Origin of the sequence: Undibacterium sp. TC9W, assembly GCF_049339865.1 — a bacterium.
GTDB lineage: Bacteria > Pseudomonadota > Gammaproteobacteria > Burkholderiales > Burkholderiaceae_D > Undibacterium.
On the sequence record NZ_JBMPPJ010000002.1, the window covers coordinates 264,321 to 278,626 of the forward strand.

Here is a 14,306-nt window from a genome sequence, read left to right on the forward strand (position 1 = left end):
GAAAAAGGATGCTCCGGCATCCTTTTTTTATTGGAAAATAGGCGACAAATGCTTTTTGCGATGCCTGCCCAAAATAGCCAGACCAACAATAAAGTTAATTGTCATTGTGAGTAAACCGGTTTTTGACCCCCAGACTTTCCCTATCCATTCCCTGGGTGAAGAAACGGCTGTGCCTGCGGCACATCTGTCACCAGCCTGGCTGCGCCAACGCTTCTTGCAACAGCATGAATGGACGCCAGAAGTTGTCGATGAAAGTTTTTTCTCCAAAAACCTGCCATTCAGACTGGCCTCGGTCTTGATACCCATCGTCATGCATGATGACGGCCTGACTGTGCTTCTCACTGAACGAGCTGCGCACCTGAACCATCATCCCGGGCAAATCAGTTTTCCTGGCGGGCGTTTTGAGGAAGAAGATATTGATCCGGTGACCACGGCCCTGCGCGAAGCAGAAGAAGAGATAGGCCTGCAACGCGACTATGTTGAAATCCTGGGTCGCCTGCCAGACTATAAGACAGGTACTGGCTATCAGGTTAGTCCCATCGTTTCATTGATCATGCCTGGTTTTCCGGTTCGTAGCGATCCCTCAGAAGTCGCCTCGGTTTTTGAAGTGCCGCTGGATTTTTTGATGGATGGCAAAAATCACCAGCGCCGCAGCTTTGATTTACCCGACAATGCTGGCAAACGGCATTTTTATGCCATGCCGTACGAGCAGCATTTTATCTGGGGTGCAACGGCGGGCATGCTGCGCAATCTGTTTCATTTCCTGCGTGCATGACAGTTATAGACTTGCCTGACAGAACAAAGCTTCATAATCTGGGCAAATCGGTTTACACTTGCCGCATTTGCAAATTGATTGTTTGCAGCATTGCGCTGCAACATAAGCCTAGTCTATCATGACCTTTATTTCCATTCTGTTGGCGCTGTTGATTGAGCAGCTCAAGCCCTTGCGGGCAGATAACCCCATCTATACGCAAATCCAGACACTGGCTGACAAAATCGAAGCCTCCTTCAATGCAGGCAAGGTCAAGCATGGCCGGCTGGGCTGGTGGATAGTCATTGCTTCGCTGACTTTGCCAACCGCACTGATTTATTGGCTGTGCCTGCGCCTGAACCCGATTGCCGCCTTGTTGTGGAATGTGCTCATCGTCTATCTGACCCTGGGTTTCCGTCGCTATAGCCATTATTTCACTTCGATACAACTGGCCCTGAGTTCAGGCGATGAAGATACCGCCAGACGTTACCTGGCTGAGTGGACGCATCTGGATACCACTGGCATGGAAGTCTCAGAAATTTCCCGCCTTGCCGTCGAACGTTCGTTGATCGCCACCCACCGCAATGTATTTGGCGTGTTCTTCTGGTTTCTCATGCCTGTCGGCCCCGCTTGTGCAGTCATGTACCGTGCGGCTGAATATCTGTCGCGTGCCTGGAACGAGCCGGAACACATGAAAAACGAAGAATTTGGTATCTATGCAGCCAAAGTCTTTTACTGGATAGACTGGGTGCCAGCCCGCCTGACCGCCGTCGCCTTTGCCGTGGTCGGCAATTTTGAAGATGCGGTTTACTCCTGGCGTAATTATGCTGACCGCTGGTCAGATGAGCTGGTCGGTATCATCCTCTCTGCCGGTGGCGGTGCCCTTGGCGTGCGTTTGGGCGAGCCAGAAGAAAAAGCCATGGTCTTGCAGGCTGATGCAACGGCAGTCGATGTTGATAGCCTCGAACTGGAAAGCCAGCCAGGTGCAGAAGCTTCGCCACGCGCCCTGCAAAGCGCAGTCGGCCTGGTGTGGCGGGCGCTGCTGCTGTGGATGCTGCTCCTACTGCTGCTTTCTTTCGCCGTCTGGATATAAATTGAGGCCCTGTTGAACAACAGGGCTTTTTTCATTGATCCAATTCATCCGGGTGTCTTGCTCAGGCTATACTCGTGCTGTGTATATATTAACGATTTATAATGAAAAAAATCACTGCCCCCGGTATCTGCCTGCGTGCTTATGAAGCTGACGATGCTGACATGTTTGCTGCCGTAGTACGTGAATCGGTAGCGAGCGTTGGTCGCTGGATGAGCTGGTGTCATGCTGACTTTAATAGTGATAATGCACGTGAATGGTTTGCGGTATGCGACAAAGGGCGGGAAGAAGGTACAGCCTATGAATTTGGTATCTTCAGCGAAGATGGTAAGGAATTGCTCGGTGGTGCAGGCCTGAACATGATCAGCAAACTGCATAATTACTGCAATCTCGGTTACTGGATAAGGCAGTCTGCGCAAGGGCGGGGCATTGCCAGTCAGGCGGCGATATTACTGGCCGATGCAGGCTTTAAGCAACTGGGTTTTTACCGCATAGAGATCGTCGCTGCCGAAGGCAATGTTGCCAGCATTGCCGTTGCAAAAAAAGTTGGTGCGCAACTGGAATGCATGGCACGTAACCGCCTGGTGGTCGGCGGTGTGCCAGTGACTGCTGCCGTGCACGCATTATTGCCGCAAGACTGGCATGCCGAATTGAATTATCTGGTACAAAAATAAAAGCAAGCGGGAAGTAGCTCGCAGCCCTCAGCCCACTTGTTTCCCTCTACGGAGATCCATGTCAGAACGCAACACCAGCATCGATATTGCCAAAGGCATAGGCATCATCCTGGTTGTCTTTGGACATAACTGGATCATCGCGCATGATCATGGTGAGCTGTTCCGCATTATTTTTTCTTTTCACATGCCCCTGTTTTTCTTTTTGTCCGGGGCCGTCCTGCACCAGGATACTGGTTTCAAAGACTTCCTGGCCTTCAAGATTGATGCGCTGTTAAAACCCTTTTTCGTCGTGCTGTCAGCCTGGGGTCTGGCGCGCATACTTTGGTCGGGTATCGATGCCCGCAGCTATTTTCTGGGTATGTTGTATGGCACAGGCAGTACCATAGAATGGGTGCCGTTGTGGTATCTGCCGCATTTGTTTCTGGTCATCATATTGGCCTGGATACTTTTGCGTCTGATGCACCGTCTGCGGCCCGGCATGTTGTTGCCCGCTCTTGGTATTGCCATCCTGTTAGCCCTGGGCATCATCATGACTCATCAATTTGCCGGGATGGAAACCCAGAAGTTTGAAGGCCTCAATCTTGTGCTGGGTAACCGGCAGCATAATTTCCCCGGCTTGCCGTGGAGCCTGGATCTGGCAGGTATCAGTACGGCTTTCATCCTGCTTGGTTATGTCATGCATGAGCATGTCATGCGTTTCAGGTTCCAGCCCTGGGTGTTTGCAATTGCCTTGCTCCTTTTTGCTGCCTTGCATTTCTTTTTTGACGAAACCATAGACCTGAATATGCGCCTGTATGGCAACTGGTGGATTTCGACCGCCCAGGCTATCCTCGGTATATACCTGGTACTGTCGCTATCAAGCTGTCTGCAGTACGCTGGCCAGCCGGGCAAAGCGCTGGCCTATCTGGGTACCTGCAGTTTATTCATCATGATTTTTCACTCATGGATAGAGTGGAAAATATTTGGCCTGCTGTCGCGGGTGAGCACAAATGCCTACCTGAATGCCAGCCTGGCATTTGTGGCTGGACTATTGCTACCGCTGTTGTTATTGATGCTGGTCAAAAAGAACAAATTCTTGCATAGCCTGCTCTTGCCCAGGACTCATATACCCAAAGTGCGCGGCGGTGCCTGATCAGATTAAGGGCGGCGGCAAGCTTTGCACTGGTGATGAGAAACTGACACAAAAAATTTAAACACTTTAATTGCTATCCGGGGTGTTGGCTTCATCCGGCGTTTCTTCAAACTGCGCGATCATGGCCAGGAACTGGCGTGTCTGGATAATGTCTTTGCCAGCCAGCGTATCGGTAAAAGCCTGGAAGCGGGCAGAGTGCTGCAAGCGGCCTGACAGTAGTTTGGAAATGCCAATTGCCAGCGGAATAAACAAGACGCCACCGATGAGGCTGGGGCCTATGAAATTCTCGGTTTTCAGGTACAAGTCAACTCCGAACACGCCTTTAAAAAATACCAGCAGAAAAGGAATGAACCAGACTATCTGGCCCAGCAAGAACGCCCATTTGAACAGGTGCAGGCGTCTGGCCTTGTGCACGGCCAATTGCTTTTGTACCTCGGTCACGGGTTGGCCAAAATCCATATCCTGCAGGACATGGCGCAGCCTGTGATTGAGAATTGGCAGGGCGATAGTCCAGGCCAGCAGGGCAAAGGCGGGCAGGGCAAATTGCCATACGCCGGCGTAATGCCCGAGGAACCAGATCAGATAAATAAAAACCGGGGTGCCTGCGATGATTTCATATTTATCGACCCAGCCCCATTTTGCAATGTCACGCCTGTGCTGTTCCAGCAAGGACAGGCGCAGCATCTGGGTATTCATTCTGACGGCTTGTTCCAGGCGCTGGTCGCGGGCTTGCCATTCGGCTTTCAAGAGATCGAGATTCATGTCAGCTACTTTCTGCAAAACGGGTTTGCAATTTCTGTTTGATGCGCGTCATGCGCGTGGCAACATTGGCGGCACTCAGCCCCATGATGCTGGCGATTTCGTCATTGCTGTGGCCATCCATAAACAGCAGGATCAGGGCGCGGTTAAGTTCATCAAGCTCGCTGATGAGTTTGTCCAGTGTGCGCATATTGTCGCTCTGGGCGTTGTAGAGCTGGTCTGCCTCGGCAATGTCCAGACCAAATTCTTCCAGCGGCAGGGTATCGCGCACCTGTCGCGTCTCACTGCGGTAGTGTGAGATAGCGACATTCATGGCAATGCGGTACATCCAGGTAGAAAACAGTACACGCTGATCAAAGCTGCGAAAAGAACGCCATAACTGCATGACCATGTCCTGCACCAGATCACGCCTGTCTTCTGCCTGGCGGCAATAGCTATAGGCGAGCTTATATAGCAGGCGTTTATGTGCGGCGAGTTGCTGCAAGAAGAGTTCTTCGTCCATATGCCCGTTCATATACTCGTTCATACACCCTGGGCCTGCGCAGGTCGCGGGCCATTCAAGAGCTTGCCTATCCAGGTAAATCTGACCAGATAGCGATAGCTGAGCAAAGCCACAGCCAGTGTCCCCAGCAAGACTGCTGCCAGTTTGATGGCCCAATGCCACTCATTACGCGACACCAAGGCCTGCAAAGCCATCACCAAAGGCAGGTGCACCAGATAAATCCAGTAAGACGCGTCAGCCAGATAGCGTACCCTGGTATTTGCCTCTCTCATGCAGCTTAACGCCAGACCAGTCAGGCCAAAACAAAAATGCCATGCAGCCGCCGCATATAGCCAGGCAAAAATCAATTTGCTTTCATCATGCACTGCCGGCACCAGTCTTGGTACCAGACCGCCCAGATACAGACAGATAGCCGTCATCAATAGTGCAAAGCCCAGGTGCCAGCGCCAGCGTTGCTGCCACCGTGGCAATGTAGCGGTTGATTGCTGCAACATCCAGCCAAAGCTAAACGCCATGCCAAAACTGACCCAGGCTGCCCGGCCAGGGTAGAGTGATTGATCTGGCGTGGGCACGCCAAACCAGCTCACCCAGTAAGGCGTATAAAACAAGGCCTGCGCCACCGGCAGTGCCAGCAACATGGGGCCAAACCAGCCTGACATTGCGGGCATGAGCCAGTCTGCACAACGCTTCAGTTGGGGCAGGATACCCAGTTGCCTGCAGACCGCCCAAAGGCCCAGATACACCGCGTACAGCAGTGTCAGCATATACAAAAACCACAAGTGCGCAAGCGGGAAACTGTCAGCCGTAAAGGTCGGTGGAGGCGGTGACTTTTGCGGCAGGCTGCCGCCATTGCGCACCCAGGCAGCCAGTACAATGGCGGCAACGATCGCTGCAAATATCACAGGCCAGCCAAGCAGCAAGGGCAGGGTGATGCGTTTGAGCCTGTCCTTGATAAAACCAGCCCAGCCTTTCTTTTGCAAAACCAGATGGGCAAAATAACCGGCCAGCATGAAGAACAAAGGCATCCTGAAAATATGGATGACAAAAAACACTGGCCCCAGCATTGCGGTTTTTTGATTGTCGCTGACCATCCAAAAGAATTTGGCGCCAGGCAAAAAAGAAATGCTCGCATGTAAAAACACGCCCAACAGCAGGGCCCCGGCACGCAATGCATCCAGTCCATGCAGGCGTTCGCCAGTTGCTGCGGTTTGCGTGGCTTGGGCATGCGCGGGTGCGATTGCAGAGAGGCCTGCATTACCTGCATTAATAGTGGCATCGTTTTGCATGATGGCTCAGTTCGCCAAATTAGCAGCGCGTTGAAAACGGCTGGCGGCAATGACCGGATTATTTTCCACCGCATCCACCACCATGCTCATGCGTTGCGCAGAGCCTTTGGTACCTATCTCAAAACGATAAGCCACCATCAGGCCATCATGCAGGCGATAGTCACTGGTATAGACTTCCAGCTCAGTCATGCGGCCCATGACAGGGCGCTTTTGCAGGCGCTTGATTTCCAAAAAACTGTCAGCATCCAGATAGATAGTCGATTCACCCGTAGCAGGAATGCTGACCTTCAGCACATGCACACGCCGCTCATCAAGCTTCTCCATCCCCGCATATTGCAAAGGAAAGCCGAGCTTTTGCGCCGCCATTAGTATGCCGTCAAAATAACTTTCTTCCAGCATTGCAGGCAATTCTTCGGCTGATAAATCAACCGCCTTTTTGCCGCTAGTCAGAAATGGGTCTATCTTCCACGCATCTTTACCATCATAAGCCGATACCTGTGTTTGCCCTTGCACCAGCACATCCCGCCGTAACAGGTTGGGGCGTTTTGCTTCTACTGTCGTTGGTATTTCAAACGGCGCCATCCCTATGATGCGCAATTTAACGCGGCGCGACTGCAACTTGCCCACATCCCCAAGCGCCGCCAGATGCGCTTGCATCACGCGCTCCAGCGTCACATTGGCAGTCGCTGGCAAGCTGGCTTTGGCAGGCTGCGCAAATGCGCTGCAAAACCAGCATGCATAAAATAAGACAAGTATAAAACTGCGCATTAAAATCAACCCGTACATGATATCTCCCAGGAATAATGAGTTCATGTCTAGCGAGCTTGATGCACAGCTTCGCTAAACCCTTGCTCTGTTATTCGCAGGGGATAAGAAAAATTTACAGCTTCTATGAAATTATTTTGACCGGCAGCGCGAAGCTATTTGGGGCTGGTAGTGCGGTAAACGCAGAATACGAACAGGAGTAAGCAGAGTGAAAAGTTCCCTAATGGAAATTTCTATGCAGAAATTGATCTTCGCGCAAGAAATTAACAAAATATTGCATTTGTTCTGAATATAAAGATACAATACGATACATATTGTAGGTTCTATCCTACGGCATAAACCAATTTCTCATTTTATCCATCCTTCATGATCTCCCATTCTCTAGACCGTAATGCCTGGTTCTGGGCATTACAGGGGCTTTGTGCGCTCCATCGCAAGCCATATTCCCCTGAACTGGCGGCACAACAGTTTGCTGCCCCTTACACCAGTGATGGTTTGCTGGCAGCCGTCAAGGCTTATGGCTTCAATGCCGACACGCGCAAATGCAAGGCTGGCAAATTACAGCACGAATCATTTCCCCTCATCGCCTGGCTCAGTCCTGTACCAGAAACAACAAGCGATATCAGCGATGTCGCCTTTCAAACCGAAGAGCGAAGTCCGGCGACGGGTGAACGACCGGACAAGTCAGAGCCTGTTTCCGCACCTGGCCCTACGCTAGTCCCCGCCCTGATCCTGCAAGCCGATACCAGCCAAGTCCTCATCGTAGAACCTTCAGACACCAGCCCTCGCAGCATACTTCTGACTGAATTTCAGCAGAGATACCAGGGGCAGATTACCCGTATTACCCCGCAAGCTGATCCGGCGGCAGACCCGGACAGTAACCAGGCCACCAGCCAGCAACGCAAATTCGGCTTTCGCTGGTTTATCCCTGAATTGCTCAAGCATAAAAAGCTCTGGCAAGAAATTTTGCTGGCTTCTCTGGTGATACAACTGATTGCCCTGGCCACTCCCTTGTTCACCCAGGCCATCATCGACAAGGTCGTGGTGCATCACACCCAAAGCACCTTGATCGTCATTGCCATCGGCATGGCGGTCTTCATGCTGTTCTCAGCGGGTTTGTCATGGCTGCGTCAATATCTGATTTTGCACACCGGTAACCGCGTCGATGCCGTACTCGGTTCCGCCGTGTTTGAGCGTCTGTTCAAACTGCCACCCATGTACTTCCAGCACAGGCCCACAGGCGTCATTGCCGCCCGTCTGCATGGTGTAGAGACCATACGCGAATTCATCGCCAGCGCTGGCGTTACTCTCGTGCTTGATTTGCCATTCCTGCTGATCTTTGTCGGCATCATGTTCTACTACAGCGTCACCCTGACCCTGATCGCTTTAGCCATACTGACTACCATCGTCATACTCAGTACTGTTGTCGCCCCCTTGTTCCAGCAAAGGCTGCAAGAACAATTCCAGCTCGGCGCACGCAATCAGGCATTTTTGACCGAGTACATTGTTGGCCTGGAAACCGTTAAATCGCTGCAGCTGGAACCTCAACTCAACAGCAAATACAGCGGCTTCCTCGCCAGCTACCTGCAGGCAGGTTTCGCTACCAAACAACTGGCCAACACCTACAACACATTCGCCAACCTGCTTGAGCAAATCATGAGCTTGTTGATACTGGCAATTGGTGCCTACACTGTCATGCATGACACCGCTTTTACCATCGGTATGCTGGTGGCCTTCCAGATGTTCTCAGGCCGTCTGTCACAACCCATGTTGCGTCTGGTCGGCCTGTGGCAACAATTCCAGCAAGCCAGCCTTTCCATAGACCGTCTTGGCGACCTTATGAACGCACCGGTAGAACCTTATTCGGTCATTCCTGCGCGCGACAGCAACAAGGCAGGCAGCATACAAATCCACAATCTCGCCTTCAAATATGGCGAACACCTGCCCACTGTGTATCAAAACCTTGATCTGCATATTCCACAAGGCCAGACCATCGCCATCATGGGCCCGTCTGGCTGCGGTAAAAGCACGCTTGCCAAACTCATGCAAGGCTTCTACCAACCCAGCCAGGGCCGCATCCTCATCGACAATGTTGATATACGCTACCTGTCTGCCAATGAGTTGCGCAGCCACTTTGGCGTCGTGCCGCAAGAGACCACTCTGTTCTCAGGCACTATTTACGACAACCTGCAAATGGCCAGCCCCAATGCTGGGTTTGAACAAATCGTCGCCGCCTGCAAGATGGCAGAAATCCACAGCGTCATCGAAGCCCTGCCCAAAGGCTACCAGACAGAAATCGGTGAACGCGGTGCCGGTCTCTCAGGCGGTCAAAAGCAGCGCATTGCCATCGCCCGTGCTCTGCTCAAACGCCCCAGCATCCTCATCTTTGACGAAGCCACCAGCGCCCTTGATACCACCACGGCAGAACACTTCGCACAAACGATCAATGCCCTCAAAGGCAAAGTCACCATGCTCTTCATTACCCATGGCTTGCCCAAGGGCCTCAAGGTCGATGCTGTCTATCGCCTGACCCATGACGGTGCCCAGCAAATGCACCCGGCACCAGTAGCGGTGCAGGCTAGTACCGCCGCATAGAGCAAGGCAAACAGGGCAAAGAAATAAGACAAGCCCGACAAAAAAATCCAAAATTGAGCAAGTAAAAAATAAGACAGGTAAGCACCCATGCAGCAAGTACCAACACCCCAGCCCGACCAGGGCATGACAACGCCAAATGCGGCATCAGCGGCACAAACCACAGCACCAGAAAAGACCGCTCCCAGCACCGCCAAAGTCATCCCCCTGCGCCCACCCAGCCGCTGGCATGACCCTCTGCATCTCATACAAACCCAGCAGCCCAGCCACATAGGCCGCATCGTCTTGTGGGCAGTCTGCGCACTCGTCTTCATCCTGCTGGTCTGGGCAGCCATAGGCCAGCTCGACATCATCGCCACAGCTGAAGGCAAACTCACGCCCCAGACCCTGGTCAAGATCGTGCAACCGGCAGAGGCAGGCGTGCTCAAAGAGATAATGGTGCAAGAAGGTGATAGCGTCAAAGCCGGACAAGTCCTCGCCAGGCTCGATACCACCCTCGCCAGTGCCGACAAAACCAGCATCAGCAGCGACCTTAATAGCCAGCAACTGCAAGTGCGCCGCATAGAAGCAGAACTCAGCAACCAGCCCATGCTCATCAAGGCAGGGGATGACGCTACCCGTTTCGCGCAAGTGCAAAGCCAGTACCACGCCCACCGCAAAGCCTATCTCGACAGCCTTGATCAGGAGAGATCATTATTGAGCCGTGCAGAGCACGAACGCAAAAGCGCCACAGAAATTTTAAGCAAGCTCGAACAAACCCTGCCCACTTATAAAAAGACTGCAGACGCTTACAGCAAGCTCGAAAAAGAAGGCTATGTCGGCAACCTCGCCAGCGCCGACAAACAACGCGAAGCACTGGAAAAATCCAAAGACCTTGACGCCCAGCACGCCAGCGTAGCGGCACTCAATGCCACCATTGATGCCCAGCAAAAAAAGCTCAGCCAGATCCAGAGCAACTACCAGTCTGAACTGCAAAAAGAACTGGCCGACATCCGTGCACGCATCGCCCAGCTCCAGCCAACGCTGGACAAAAGCAATTACAAAGAAGGCCTGATGGAACTCAAAGCCCCGCAAGACGGTATCATCAAAGACCTCGCCACGACAACCCCCGGCGCAGTCGTGCAACCCGGCAGCGTGGTACTGACCCTCGTCCCCAAAGACGAGCAACTGTATGCCGACGTACAAATCAAGAATGAAGATGTCGGCTTTGTACAAGTCGGGCAAGAAGCCCAGATCAAACTTGCTGCCTACCCTTTCCAGCGTTACGGCATGCTCCACGGCAAGGTGATACATGTCAGTGCAGATGCGACGGAAGTCAACAAGCAAAACAGCAATCAAAACGCAGACAGCAACGGCAGTAATGGAAGTAGCAGCACCAGCATCGCAACCTACAAAGCCAGAGTACAACTGAACCAGCAAACACTGATTGATGGGCAAGGAAACAAGCTCAGCACGACGCCAGGCATGCAGGTGGTGGCGGAGATTAATCAGGGTAAGCGCAGTGTGCTGGAGTACTTGTTGTCGCCAGTGAGGAAGGCGGTTAGTGAGGCGGGGCGGGAGAGGTGAAATTTAATGCTAATCAAAAATATCGAACAAATGCAAATTAGCTTTTGCATGATTTTAGTTTAAAAAATGATATTGCTCAAAATTTTTCATCCTAATCTTATTGACTTCAGTAAAGTCTGGTGAAGATGAAAGATATAGAAAATTTTGATTCTGGAAGTGAAAAAATTGAAAAAAATAAATCAAGGTAATTCAAAAAAAAATCCGAAGAAAGCAGCAATTGCCATGACTGCGCTTGCAGTTTTTTTCCCATTGTTGACTGGAGTAATCTTCTTTATTTTCTTGAGCAAGACGAATCAGAATGAAAATAAAAAATTAGCACTAGCAAGCTCAAGCGCTCATCCTAGTCTAGCGAAGCACGAAGTTGTGGGTGATTTGGGGGGTATTTCTGTGCGTATTCCATCTCACTTTGCCAAATATGCTGAATATGAAGGTGATCCAGGGTGGAGTGGAAAGCGGATAGGCCCTACACCTATTAGAGATACTAAATCAAAATTAGTTAGCTTTGGTTTTGATATTCGTTACCCAGATATGGCTGGTCTGTCGAGCCCGGATCTCAGAAAAAATAAGGAAGCATTTTCTATCTTCAATACACCGTGGTTAAGGGGCATTGTTACAACTGGAGTCAATTTTGGCGACGGGGGGTTTTTGCAGCGTATGAGCGAATCAATGGGGAAAATGGGTTCTCTTCAGTTTGAAAAACAGAAAGAAAAGCAGTTTGGCCTCGAAGTTTACACACCTATAGGTGTAGATCCGCAAACACGCAATCCGCAAAAGCATATTGATGACGACAAAGATTTATACATTTTTCGAGATGAAAATGGCGTTGTTCAAACCTATATAGAATGCACAAATATCAATCATGATGCTGCGCCATGTAAGCAATTTTTTTTCTTGCTGCCAAGGGCAAAAGCGAAGATCACGCTTTCTTACCGCCGTGGCCTTTTGTCTGAGTGGAAGCAAATGCAGGACTCGGTAGGTCAACTCATTTTGGGGTTCGAGAGTCGTTGAATTAACTAAAGGGGTCAGCATCGCATTGTTTTTAAACTGAGAACGCGAATAAATCATGCCACGACGTCCACGAATCAAGCTAGCAGGAATTCCGCAGCATATCGTACAAAGAGGTGTTAATCGAGAGCCGTGTTTTTTTGCCGATGAGAATTGTCAGTGTGACCTCCATTGGTTATTTAAATCGGCTGCCGATTGGCATTGTCAGGTACATGCGTACGTGTTGATGACGAATCATGTGCATTTGCTGGTGACACCAGCGACACCAGATGCCTTAGCCAAAATGATGCAATCGATAGGGCGGCGGTATGTGCAGTATGTGAACCGGTTTTATAAGCGAAGCGGCACCTTGTGGGAAGGGCGTTTTAAATCAAGCCTGGTGCAGACAGAAGACTACTTTTTGTTGTGCCAGCGTTATATAGAACTCAACCCGGTCAGGGCAAGGATGGTCGATGACCCTGCCATGTATCAGTGGTCAAGTTATCGCCATCACGCACTTGGCAAGACAGAACAACGGTTATGTCAACATCCCCAGTATCTGGCGCTGGGACTGGATGCAGAAACCAGAATGCAAGCGTATAGAGATTTATTTCGCTATGAGCTTGATGAGGCAGCGATAGCCGATTTACGTGTGGCGCTGGTACAAGGGCAAGCATTTGGAAATGAAAAATTTAAAGATGCAATGAGTGCAGCAAGCGGAGTGAGAAGAACACAACCAAAACGTGGAAGACCAGTCAAGCTGGTTAAAGAAGTAAATTTGAAGGAGCAAACGGATTTTGGATTTTGAGAGAGATATTGAAGTAATGGGATATGTGAAAAGTAAAGCGATGCTGACCCCTTTTGTTGATGGAAGTAACAACACCAGCATCGCGACCTACAAAGCCAGAGTGCAACTGAACCAGCAAACACTGATTGATGGACAAGGGAACAAGCTCAGCACGACGCCAGGCATGCAGGTGGTGGCGGAGATTAATCAGGGCAAGCGTAGCGTGCTGGAGTACTTGTTGTCTCCAGTGAGGAAGGCAGTTAGTGAGGCGGGGCGGGAGAGGTAAATTTTGATGAGTTTGGAAGTACAACGTCGAAAGAAAAAAGAGATTTTGTATTACAAGATACGCAGCTTGAAAGAAGAATAAATGAAGAAGAGTGAAGAAGATTAATGTGGTGATAAATCTAACGATATGGAGTCAATAACTTGCGAAACTCAATCAAATTATTACAAGTCATGGCTTTCTGTTTGATCGCCCTGAATTTGTATGCGTGCAAAAGAAATCAACTACCGCATTCTGGAACACGGGCACATAACGAGTTACATGGGATAGTCAATGATGGAAAAACTACAAATGAAATTGTACTTTTCAATGACATCAATAGTTTTCAAACTAAGTTAAGGTTTCCACCTGAGATTTCTGTAGTAGTCGAAACTTTAGGCTGGAATGCGCCGGAACAGCCAACCTTGATTAGAAAAGGGTACGCAAATAATGCAAGGATTGGACTCGATCTAACTAAAAAAATGCAACTAGTCCCTAAAAAGAGTATTGCAGAGGATCAACTACTTGGAGGCTTAGGCGTGCAATTTTCTGCTAATGGTGGCATTCCTACACCTGAGTATATAGAAGCCAATTTTAAAGAATCGATTGCCAACACACGTCCTTTCGAAGACAAACCAGAACTTAAGTTAAGAGAGTACACGCAGTTAACAGCTAATGGGGATATTAGCGGGTATTTATATGTTCCTTTGGACAAAAATATCAAAGGATTTGAGGGCGAAAAAATATTGATAGGTTGTCATGTCGGTGGCGCTAAGAGTCTTAATAACCAAAGACCATCCAGTTGTGCCAGTCATATTAGGCGCGCAGGTGGATTGTCAGTTACCTATTCGTTTGACTCTGGATTACTGCCATATTGGCATGAAATTCTCTCGGAAATTAACAACGTTACAGATCGTTTAGTAGTTCAATAATTTAGGAAAAATTTAGATGGCTTTTTATTTTACAGCAGGACAAATTCAAACAATTCGCACAATGTTTGCTGCTGGTACGAATAGTGATGGCAATTTTAGCCATATCTATAGCTACATTTCAGGAATTCTGCCCCAGGGTACAAGTGAGCAGAGATGGTTTTATGTTGCATCTCTGGCAAACGGCGGTCTTGGAGTGTATTCGGTTTTTATTAGGGAATACAGCA

14 protein-coding genes are annotated in these 14,306 nt (G+C 50.0%); 10 read left to right on the top strand and 4 right to left on the bottom strand.

Annotated features, from left to right (window positions below):
• Window positions 1-106 precede the first annotated feature (106 nt).
• The 4 genes from ACO0LN_RS03490 to ACO0LN_RS03505 all read left to right on the top strand — a co-directional run bounded on the left by ACO0LN_RS03490 (window position 107) and on the right by ACO0LN_RS03505 (window position 3,647).
• Window positions 107-775, top strand: a complete 669-nt coding sequence (locus ACO0LN_RS03490; protein ID WP_422971008.1) for a CoA pyrophosphatase — start codon at window positions 107-109, stop codon at window positions 773-775.
• Window positions 776-893: 118 nt separating this feature from the next.
• On the top strand, window positions 894-1,844 hold the full coding sequence (locus tag ACO0LN_RS03495; RefSeq protein WP_422971010.1) for a CobD/CbiB family protein: 951 nt from the start codon (window positions 894-896) through the stop codon (window positions 1,842-1,844).
• Between the two features lie 101 nt (window positions 1,845-1,945).
• Window positions 1,946-2,515 carry a GNAT family N-acetyltransferase gene (locus ACO0LN_RS03500; RefSeq protein WP_422971012.1) on the top strand — a complete coding sequence of 190 codons (570 nt, stop codon included), beginning with the start codon at window positions 1,946-1,948 and terminating at the stop codon, window positions 2,513-2,515.
• Between the two features lie 58 nt (window positions 2,516-2,573).
• Entirely contained in the window at window positions 2,574-3,647 is a 1,074-nt protein-coding gene (locus tag ACO0LN_RS03505) for an acyltransferase family protein (protein WP_422971014.1), read from the top strand.
• 66 nt (window positions 3,648-3,713) lie between these two features.
• On the opposite strand, the gene ACO0LN_RS03510 is transcribed toward ACO0LN_RS03505, so the two are convergent.
• From ACO0LN_RS03510 to ACO0LN_RS03525, 4 genes are read right to left on the bottom strand one after another with little or no spacing between them, the layout of a single operon-like run.
• Complete coding sequence (locus ACO0LN_RS03510; protein WP_422971016.1) at window positions 3,714-4,409, bottom strand: hypothetical protein; 696 nt, start codon at window positions 4,407-4,409, stop codon at window positions 3,714-3,716.
• Window position 4,410: 1 nt separating this feature from the next.
• Window positions 4,411-4,908, bottom strand: a complete 498-nt coding sequence (locus tag ACO0LN_RS03515) for an RNA polymerase sigma factor (RefSeq protein ID WP_422971018.1) — start codon at window positions 4,906-4,908, stop codon at window positions 4,411-4,413.
• 20 nt (window positions 4,909-4,928) lie between these two features.
• On the bottom strand, window positions 4,929-6,194 hold the full coding sequence (locus ACO0LN_RS03520; protein WP_422971020.1) for an acyltransferase family protein: 1,266 nt from the start codon (window positions 6,192-6,194) through the stop codon (window positions 4,929-4,931).
• 6 nt (window positions 6,195-6,200) lie between these two features.
• A complete protein-coding gene (locus tag ACO0LN_RS03525) occupies window positions 6,201-6,980 on the bottom strand; it encodes a hypothetical protein (protein ID WP_422971022.1) in 780 nt (259 codons plus the stop codon).
• A gap of 345 nt (window positions 6,981-7,325) precedes the next feature.
• On the opposite strand from ACO0LN_RS03525, the gene ACO0LN_RS03530 reads away from it, so the two are divergent.
• From ACO0LN_RS03530 to ACO0LN_RS03555, 6 genes are all read left to right on the top strand, one after another.
• On the top strand, window positions 7,326-9,554 hold the full coding sequence (locus ACO0LN_RS03530; RefSeq protein ID WP_422971024.1) for a peptidase domain-containing ABC transporter: 2,229 nt from the start codon (window positions 7,326-7,328) through the stop codon (window positions 9,552-9,554).
• A gap of 87 nt (window positions 9,555-9,641) precedes the next feature.
• The gene (locus ACO0LN_RS03535) at window positions 9,642-11,117 is read left to right on the top strand and encodes an HlyD family type I secretion periplasmic adaptor subunit (protein WP_422971026.1); all 1,476 of its coding nucleotides are present in this window, start codon (window positions 9,642-9,644) and stop codon (window positions 11,115-11,117) included.
• A 156-nt stretch (window positions 11,118-11,273) separates the two neighbouring features.
• Window positions 11,274-12,125, top strand: coding sequence for a hypothetical protein (locus ACO0LN_RS03540; RefSeq protein WP_422971028.1), 852 nt, complete (start codon window positions 11,274-11,276; stop codon window positions 12,123-12,125).
• A 55-nt stretch (window positions 12,126-12,180) separates the two neighbouring features.
• A complete protein-coding gene (locus tag ACO0LN_RS03545; RefSeq protein ID WP_422971030.1) occupies window positions 12,181-12,909 on the top strand; it encodes a transposase in 729 nt (242 codons plus the stop codon).
• A gap of 40 nt (window positions 12,910-12,949) precedes the next feature.
• A complete protein-coding gene (locus tag ACO0LN_RS03550; RefSeq protein WP_422971032.1) occupies window positions 12,950-13,174 on the top strand; it encodes a hypothetical protein in 225 nt (74 codons plus the stop codon).
• Between the two features lie 140 nt (window positions 13,175-13,314).
• Complete coding sequence (locus ACO0LN_RS03555) at window positions 13,315-14,082, top strand: hypothetical protein (RefSeq protein ID WP_422971034.1); 768 nt, start codon at window positions 13,315-13,317, stop codon at window positions 14,080-14,082.
• Window positions 14,083-14,306: the final 224 nt, after the last annotated feature.

Coding starts and splice junctions, on each gene's coding strand:
- ACO0LN_RS03495 (WP_422971010.1), top strand. CDS start 894: ATGACCTTTATTTCCATTCTGTTGGCGCTGTTGATTGAGCAGCTCAAG.
- ACO0LN_RS03500 (WP_422971012.1), top strand. CDS start 1,946: ATGAAAAAAATCACTGCCCCCGGTATCTGCCTGCGTGCTTATGAAGCT.
- ACO0LN_RS03505 (WP_422971014.1), top strand. CDS start 2,574: ATGTCAGAACGCAACACCAGCATCGATATTGCCAAAGGCATAGGCATC.
- ACO0LN_RS03510 (WP_422971016.1), bottom strand. CDS start 4,409: ATGAATCTCGATCTCTTGAAAGCCGAATGGCAAGCCCGCGACCAGCGC.
- ACO0LN_RS03515 (WP_422971018.1), bottom strand. CDS start 4,908: ATGGACGAAGAACTCTTCTTGCAGCAACTCGCCGCACATAAACGCCTG.
- ACO0LN_RS03520 (WP_422971020.1), bottom strand. CDS start 6,194: ATGCAAAACGATGCCACTATTAATGCAGGTAATGCAGGCCTCTCTGCA.
- ACO0LN_RS03525 (WP_422971022.1), bottom strand. CDS start 6,980: ATGTACGGGTTGATTTTAATGCGCAGTTTTATACTTGTCTTATTTTAT.
- ACO0LN_RS03530 (WP_422971024.1), top strand. CDS start 7,326: ATGATCTCCCATTCTCTAGACCGTAATGCCTGGTTCTGGGCATTACAG.
- ACO0LN_RS03535 (WP_422971026.1), top strand. CDS start 9,642: ATGCAGCAAGTACCAACACCCCAGCCCGACCAGGGCATGACAACGCCA.
- ACO0LN_RS03545 (WP_422971030.1), top strand. CDS start 12,181: ATGCCACGACGTCCACGAATCAAGCTAGCAGGAATTCCGCAGCATATC.
- ACO0LN_RS03550 (WP_422971032.1), top strand. CDS start 12,950: ATGCTGACCCCTTTTGTTGATGGAAGTAACAACACCAGCATCGCGACC.